8 protein-coding genes and 1 pseudogene are annotated in these 7,878 nt (G+C 39.6%); 7 read left to right on the forward strand and 2 right to left on the reverse strand.

Going from position 1 to position 7,878, the window contains the following annotated elements; genetic code table 11:
• Nucleotides 1-9: 9 nt before the first annotated feature.
• The 6 genes from SJY44_RS17870 to SJY44_RS17895 all read left to right on the forward strand — a co-directional run bounded on the left by SJY44_RS17870 (nucleotide 10) and on the right by SJY44_RS17895 (nucleotide 6,751).
• The gene (locus SJY44_RS17870) at nucleotides 10-477 is read left to right on the forward strand and encodes a DinB family protein (RefSeq protein WP_396590732.1); all 468 of its coding nucleotides are present in this window, start codon (nucleotides 10-12) and stop codon (nucleotides 475-477) included.
• 152 nt (nucleotides 478-629) lie between these two features.
• Nucleotides 630-2,951: a TonB-dependent receptor domain-containing protein gene (locus SJY44_RS17875; RefSeq protein ID WP_396590733.1), complete on the forward strand. Its 2,322-nt coding sequence runs from the start codon at nucleotides 630-632 to the stop codon at nucleotides 2,949-2,951.
• An 18-nt stretch (nucleotides 2,952-2,969) separates the two neighbouring features.
• The gene (locus SJY44_RS17880) at nucleotides 2,970-3,662 is read left to right on the forward strand and encodes a hypothetical protein (protein WP_396590734.1); all 693 of its coding nucleotides are present in this window, start codon (nucleotides 2,970-2,972) and stop codon (nucleotides 3,660-3,662) included.
• A 220-nt stretch (nucleotides 3,663-3,882) separates the two neighbouring features.
• Entirely contained in the window at nucleotides 3,883-4,692 is an 810-nt protein-coding gene (locus tag SJY44_RS17885; protein ID WP_396590735.1) for a sensor histidine kinase, read from the forward strand.
• Complete coding sequence (locus SJY44_RS17890; protein ID WP_396590736.1) at nucleotides 4,689-5,360, forward strand: LytR/AlgR family response regulator transcription factor; 672 nt, start codon at nucleotides 4,689-4,691, stop codon at nucleotides 5,358-5,360. Before SJY44_RS17885 ends, SJY44_RS17890 begins: the two co-directional genes overlap by 4 nt.
• A gap of 539 nt (nucleotides 5,361-5,899) precedes the next feature.
• Nucleotides 5,900-6,751, forward strand: a complete 852-nt coding sequence (locus SJY44_RS17895) for a phosphatase PAP2 family protein (RefSeq protein WP_396590737.1) — start codon at nucleotides 5,900-5,902, stop codon at nucleotides 6,749-6,751.
• A 63-nt stretch (nucleotides 6,752-6,814) separates the two neighbouring features.
• On the opposite strand, the gene SJY44_RS17900 is transcribed toward SJY44_RS17895, so the two are convergent.
• Complete coding sequence (locus SJY44_RS17900; RefSeq protein WP_396590738.1) at nucleotides 6,815-7,135, reverse strand: hypothetical protein; 321 nt, start codon at nucleotides 7,133-7,135, stop codon at nucleotides 6,815-6,817.
• Between the two features lie 127 nt (nucleotides 7,136-7,262).
• Between SJY44_RS17900 and SJY44_RS17905 the strand changes: the two are divergent.
• Nucleotides 7,263-7,475 (forward strand): annotated as a pseudogene (locus SJY44_RS17905) (tyrosine-type recombinase/integrase); the annotation flags it as partial.
• A gap of 54 nt (nucleotides 7,476-7,529) precedes the next feature.
• Here SJY44_RS17905 and SJY44_RS17910 read toward each other — a convergent pair.
• Nucleotides 7,530-7,757: a hypothetical protein gene (locus SJY44_RS17910; protein WP_396590739.1), complete on the reverse strand. Its 228-nt coding sequence runs from the start codon at nucleotides 7,755-7,757 to the stop codon at nucleotides 7,530-7,532.
• Between the last annotated feature and the right edge of the window lie 121 nt (nucleotides 7,758-7,878).

Below are 7,878 nucleotides of genomic sequence, written 5' to 3' on the forward strand. Positions count from 1 at the left end.
AAATAAACAATGAATAGAAGTAACTCCTTATCCAGAAGAATAAAAGAAGTTTTACTTGATGGTCATTGGGTTGCAAATACAAATTTTAAGGATTTGATTCAAGGTGTTACTTGGATACAAGCTTCTGAAAAAACGAGGAATCTTAACAGCATTGCCGAAATAACCTTTCATATCAACTATTACTTAGGTGGAATTCTTAACGTATTTAAAGGTGGAAAACTCGAAATAAGGGATAAATATAGTTTTGATTTAGCGCCAATTAATTCTGAAGCTGATTGGAATAGGCTTGTTGAGGATTTTATTTCTAACTCCAATGATTTCGTTCTTCATGTGAAAGCGATGTCAGATGAAAAACTCAATTCCACGTTTGTGGATGAAAACTACGGAACATATCAAAGAAATATTGAGGGTGTCATTGAACACAGCTACTATCACCTAGGGCAAATTGTTTTAATCAAGAAAATCATCACCAATTAATCGCGTAACCAAACTATAAGGTTCAAAGAAAGGATAAATGCTATTGTCCTTGAGAAAACAAAACCCATGTATTCACAGAGCCACGGCCTAGGTTCACAGATTAAAATTTTTATGTACTGAGATGAAGTAGACTTTTGCCCTAAAGTTTACTCATGTTCCGTTATTTTTCTATTGTGCTGTTATGTAGTATCTGTCCTTTTTCTTTTTCGCAAGAAATGCAGGTGTTCCGTGGTGTAATCAAAGATGTGGACACCGGGGCCAATATCCCTTTTGCCACTGTGGCCTTGTTCAATGGGCAAGCATTGACTGATGGTACCTCAACGGACGAAAGTGGACGTTTCTCTATTCGAACGGATAAAAAAATTACTCATATCGAGGTTAGTTTCATTGGGTATGAAATGAAGACGATGATCTTATCTAACCTAAAAGACACCAACGACCTGCAGATTGGCCTTCAACCATCAAATGTGGCATTAAAAGAAGTTGTGGTGCAGGCCGAGCAAACGACCACAACTCTGAAAATAGATAGAAAAGTGATTAATTTGGGAGCCGACCTACAACAAGCGGGCGCGACCGTACTCGAAGCTTTTGATCAAATTGCCGAGATACAGACCGACTTGGGAACAGGTACCCTATCCCTTCGCGGAAGCAGTAATGTACGTTTACTCGTCAATGGAAAACCCTCTGGCCTCAGCGCTGGTGAACTATTAGAACAATTGCCTGCTGCATCTGTACAAAAGGTCGAAATTATCACTTCACCCTCCGCCAAAAATCAGGCCGATGGTCTATCGGGTATCATCAACATCATTTTAAAAAAGAAGAGGGCAAGGGGGCTTAACCTCAACCTCAATTCTGGGGTGGGGACCAAACGCTACAATTATGGCATTGAAGGTAATTACAATTATACATCAACCAATTTTAGGTGGACAGCCTCACAAGCTGGACGCCAAATGGATAGCGAACAGACCATTGCCCAACGCTATACCAATGGCGCTACCCGTAATTTTTTTGCCCCCCATGATTTTAACGGATTGGTGCGCAAAATTTCTATGGGTCTCGATTTTTTTATAGACGACAACAACGAACTTTCCTTTGGGTTTGACTATACCAACGATTATCACAGTTTTTTCAACAACACCTTCTACTCTAATGTGACAAACAGAGACGATTTTGTCTATACCCGTAATTCGTCGCACACTCATGAAACCACCGAACTAAATGCCAACTATCTAAAAAAGTTTGCCAAAGAGGGTCATTTTATAGAGATGGACTACTACATTGCGATGAACGAAAATCTATTGCCCGCATCGGACTTTGAAGAAGGTGCGTTCTTATTTGAGGAAGAACAACAGAACAAGAATACACTACAGCAATTTGCCTTGGACCATACTTTGCCTTTGAACGAAAAAGTGACCATGGAAACAGGAATGTTGTGGAATGACCGAAAATTGGAAAGCTTTAACTATTTCCAACCTAGTGAAGGCATAGGTGAGAACGAGGTGTTCGATTACAAAGAACAGATATTTGGTATTTATGGAATGGCTTCGTTGCAATTAGGTGATTTTAATACACAAGCCGGGTTGCGGTATGAATACTTTACTTCAAATTCCGCCAACACCCTTAACAACGAGACCACAGATTTGGTTTTCAGAAACCTCTATCCGTCACTACATTTTTCATATGTACTAAATGAGGAGTATACTGTCAGTCTTGGCTATAGCAAAAGGGTCTCTAGGCCCAATTTTCACCACATCAATCCCTTTCAGATGGGTAACCAATACTTTCAATGGAAGGCCAACCCTGGGCTCAAACCAGAGTTCAGCGATAACTTTGAAATGAACGTTCAGCACAATAATAAAGCGCTTACCTGGTCTCTGTCCGCATTCTATAGGAATCGCACCGATGTCATCGTTTGGTTACAAGACATCGATACCGGCGGTGTACAGACAATAAGCTTTGACAATCTTGGCAGAAAGCAGTCCTACGGTTTTGAAACTGATTTGCGCTACACTTTAAAACCTTATTGGAACACCCAATTGTCTGGGAACTATTATTACACTAAAGTAGAACAACAAACACAGATTACCTTTGATGACCTTTATGCATCAAGTATCATCTTTAAAAACACTTTTAAGATTTCCAAGAACATCAGTACTGACATTACTTACAGGCATACCCCAAAAAACCAGAATGAATTTCGGTTCATACAACCTAGAAATCGATTGGATTGGGCTGTACGGGCCAAGCTTTTGGACAATAGGCTTGTGGCCAATCTTCGGATTATTGACGTACTCGACAACAATTTGCGCAAAGGAACCCTGATTACAGAGCAGATTACCCAAAGTGAGCTATGGAGGTTTCAATCTCAGACCTTTGGGGTGCTCTTCAGTCTTAACTATAAACTCTTTCAAAACCAAGGAAAGGTCAGAAAAAGAAAACAAAGAAATTATGACCATGCTGGGGCTAGGGATTGATTACTTAAAACAGAAACTATGAAAAAAAACACAAAGCTTACTTTGTTAGCGTTGATAGGCGCGATGTTGTCCGGTTGCGGACAAACCTCTTCAAAAGAAGTACAAATAACACCGGAAGAACTCGCTACTTGGCAAACCTTTGATAAGGGCAAAACCACAATCATTGGCAATGAACTTATTGTTGAGGAAATTGAGGGGTCCAATGGGTACTTTTTGATCAGTCCCAAACTTTTTGAGAAAGATTTCATCCTAAGTTATAAAGTGAAGGCATTGTCAGAATCCACAGTGCTCATTAATCTGTTTTCGGTCACCCAAGAAGGAGGTGGCGAAGTGTTTGCACTTCCTACCAAAACAACCACTCCGCAAGAAGTCTGGCAATGGCGCACCCAAATGAAGCATTACAATCTTACCTTCAACAACCGTTCACACGGGATCAAGCCCTTCTTCTTTAAAAACAACTCCCCCTACTCCCGTGGGTTTTATCAAACCCTTCCTGAAAACGTCATGGAAGTGGGCCACTGGTATGCTGTTGAAATTGGAAAGAAAGCGAACCGACTTTGGTTCAAACTGAACGATACTACTTATTTCGATATCGAAGATTGTAATCCATTTGCAGGAGGGCGTCTCATTTTTAGGATTAGCGGCACCACGGGCGAAAATGTCATCTTTGCAAAAGCCGCCTACAAAGATATTGTGATTTCATACGAATAGCCCGTAACTTACCAACATGGAAAGTCGAAGCATATACCAGAAATTCCTGCGGGTGGAGCCTTGGCTGCACATTTTTCTATGGTTGATAGTGTTGTTTTATCCGTACCTGAAATATTCGGAAAGAGAGGGCGGGTATATGATGTCCTTTGCGCATGAACTCAATTCCTTGTTTTTTAAAATGACCATTTCGTACTTTCTTTTTTTTTGGTTTTTTCCAAAAATGAACAAAAGGAAATATCTGCCATGGGCTGTATTGGCCTTGGTGGCCAATACCGTTACATATGAATTCGCTGACCGTTATTTTCACCCCAAGGACACTCACTTTTGGCAGCATTTTTTCACCGATTTGTTAACATACCTCAGTTTTGGCGTAGTCTTTTTTGCGTTGTATTCAGTTAAAAATATATACCAGCAACAAATGCAGTTAGATACTCTTTCGCGTGGTAAAAAGCAAGCTGAGATAAGTGCCCTGAAGGCACAGATAAATCCGCATTTTCTATTTAATACCCTGAACACCATTTATGCCAATGCCTTAAAAAACGATGATAAGACTCCGGAACTCATTCTAAAATTATCCAACGGATTTCGATATCTTTTTAACGAAGGACAACAAGACAGGGTCTCTTTAAAGCAAGAATTACAACATCTAACCGAATATATCGGATTGCAGCAAGAACGGTTGGCCGATAAGGTCAACGTGCAGTTTTCGACCGCCATTGATAATCCAGAAGTTCAAATAGCCCCCTTACTTTTAATTCCTTTTGTAGAAAATGCTTTTAAGTATACTAGTGTGTTAAAGGGCAAAAAACACCTCATTACCATTAGAATGACCGGTGATGGCCATGATTTTTTCTTTTCATGTACCAATCCCTTCGATACCAAGTCTAATATTGATACCAACTGGTCAGAAAGTGGTATTGGTATTGCCAATGTAAAAGAGAGATTGAAACTCTTGTACCCTGAAAAACATGATTTAAGGGTTGCGGAAGAGGACCATAGTTTTCATATCAACCTATCCATTGTACTATGAGGTGTATCATACTTGAAGACGAAAAAGCAGCACAGGAAATTTTGGAAGGCTTCCTTCAAAAGACACCTTTCACAATCCATTTGGGCACTTATGAAAGCGGATTGGATATTCCCCCAGAAGAAATTCAATCCGCAGATGTCCTTTTCCTGGATGTTCAATTACCCGAGCTGAATGGACTCCAGTTTGTAAAGACCCTTGCCCATCCGCCCAAAATCATCGTAACAACAGCCTTTACCGATTACGCTGTTGAGGCATTTGAGGAAGCCGTGGTCGATTACTTAGTGAAGCCCTTTTCGTACGAGCGGTTCTTTAAGGCAGTAACGCGAATCAGAACGCAACTTTTAAAACGGCAAAACAAAAAGAACCAACAACTGTTCCTCTATGCCGATAAGACCATTTATTCCATAGTAGCACAGGACATTTTATACATCAAAGCTGAAGTGGACTATGTGAACATTGTCACCTCAGAAAGGGAAATCTTGATTTTGGATAGCCTACGCCACTGGAACGAAAAACTTCAAGATGTCGGTTTTGTTCAGATACACCGCTCGTATCTCATCAATATGCAACATATCTCCAAGGTTTACGGTAATCAGGTTTTTATAAGTGGAGCAGTGCTACCCATAGGAAAGACGTTCAAAGAAGGGTTTTTGGCGAAGATGCATTAATCATCTCAAATTAGTGAATAATATTGTTCAATTTTCTGGATTGGGGTCAGGTGTTTTTTAATGATCAATGGTCCTTGAAAGCGGGGAGGCAGGTAATTTCCTATGATGATCAACGTATTTTGGAGGTTTGGATTGGGCCATGCAGGGCAGGTTTCATGATGCTGCACTAGTGAAATTAACGGATGACGGATTTGACAAGTACCTTGGTTTTGCCTTTAGCCAAGAGGGACAAGTTAATGGATTTAATATTCAAGGCTTTTTTACGTATAAGGCGATGCAATATGCATACTTTAAAAAGACTTGGGAAAGAAATTCAGTCAGTTTCTTATTCTTAAATACGGGCTTTCAAAAATTTGAATCTTCAACTTTTGAAAGTGTATTCTTTGAATGGTTTTTTTGGTCGTAGTTGAGAAAACAGGAGAATGCAACTACTTTCTCCATCCTGGGAATTATAAAAAAATATTAATTTGCCATTCTTAACACTATCATACATTATGGATAAATACGTGCCAAATCGAATTTTTCGCAAGAAAGGTATCATGATCTCAATTTTACTTTTTTTTCTAGTTGGTTTAGTTAGATCGCAAGGGCAAAGTCCTGTTTCTGCCCAAACACAGAATACTTATGATACTGCACAAACCAACTGGCAGCTATTTAAATATGATATGGGTAGTGTTTTTGGGGGCATAGGTTACTCCTATACAAGGCCATTGCATTGGAAAGGAAAACAATGGAAAACTTTTGGTGCCACTATGGCCGGAACGGGCATATTGTACATTTTTGATGAGGAAACTTCTGAATTTTCAATAAACCAAAAGGAAGGGATTCCTAGATTCATAAGAGATTACGGAACCAAATTCGGAAGCCCCCAATACAATTACATGTTTACGGGAGGGGTATACTTGACAGGCTTATTGACCAAAAACACAAAATTAAGACGTACGGGAGTTTTATTGGTGGCCTCGGCCACCTCTGCAGGGTTGTTACAACAGTTGACCAAATCTCTTGTGGGAAGAGCTCGTCCGGTAAGTGGGAAAACAAAGGATACTTTTGACCCATTCAACTCAAGCAGAGATTACCATACTTTCCCATCTGGTCACACCATGCTCGCTTTCACCAATGCATATGCGATTGCAAAGCAGTTCAGAAACCCTTGGGTCAAAGCTAGTATTTACACAGTTGGTTTGGTTCCCGGCATTTCTAGATTGTGGGATGGAGAACACTGGCTTACAGATGTTGCTTTGGGTGTTGCAATCAGTATTTTCACGGTCGAATCCATTGACCGTTATCTTGACGGCCGATATAGCGAGAAATATGACGAACATGAGAAAAAAGTAAGTTGGAACCTGAATTTTGCCCCGGGACAACTGGGTGTTACAGCACGTTTTTGATCACATAGATCATAACGAGTTTTATGAGCTCACATGATATGGGGATTTTTAAAACCCTTTCGTTCACTGCTGAACCTCCAAACAAGTAAGATTGACCATTTTTCCTGCCATGCAGATGCTAGCCATGTCATTTACCTCCGTATAGCTAAGACTAACTGAAAGACCTTCTTGTTTAGTTACTTCAAAAGAATCAAGATTTATGGGTTGGAGTTTATCTCCGCTTTTAAGTTCAATTACCCATCCGCAGCCATCTAAATCCAGTATTTTTAAAGTCCCCATTTCTCCATTCTGGCATTTTTTCATTGATGAACAAGCACTTAAGAGTATCATAGATGCCGTAATTAAACCGGTAAACAAACTTTTTGTTCTAACTTTTTTATTCATGGAAAATCATCATTTTAAATTGAGTAAATTCATTCTTTCTTCTTAAACCGTGCCTTTGCCACCAGATAACCTGCAACAAACGGAATCCCACCAAAAACCAATGCGGGGATAATGACCAATGCAATATTTAAAGAAATTGGCGAGAAAAGCGGAAGTCGAAAAGCCACTCACGACACATATCGCCAGACATAGTTTTGGGCACATAGCAGGTGAAGAAATCCATCCTAAAAAGCTTCAAAAATTATATAGGCACAGTGATTTGGTAACCACAATGAAATACCAAGCCAATTTTATTCATTCAGATGCGGACGAAGCGCTCACAAGCGTTGTGAGTTTTTGATAATCGTTTATTTATACTTTTCAATTTTTTAAGATTGGTCTAACCTTTTTTGTATCAATTGAACCAAACCGCATATCGTTGTCTTCTTAATTCAATAGCTAGCTTTTCTTCCATTTTTATGGCCTCTAATCTTGTTGACATTGGTTCTATATGGTTGTATAGGCTGGGCCTTAGATACAAGCCGTACTTTTGAACGATATTTGAGGAAAGTTTATGGCCTTTTTTATTTCTGTAGCCAGACTTATGCTGTTCAAATCGTTCTCTTGGAGTCTTGCTTGTCATACCTACATAAAGGCACTGTAGCACTCCATTAAACTGTGGATTTGCAGATCGGAATTTTATGCTTTCTGTAAATACCTTTTTGGATAACTCTATAACGTAAACTCGATATTGTCTTTCAGGC

This window comes from Allomuricauda sp. R78024 (assembly GCF_044596045.1).
Classification (GTDB): Bacteria; Bacteroidota; Bacteroidia; order Flavobacteriales; family Flavobacteriaceae; genus Flagellimonas.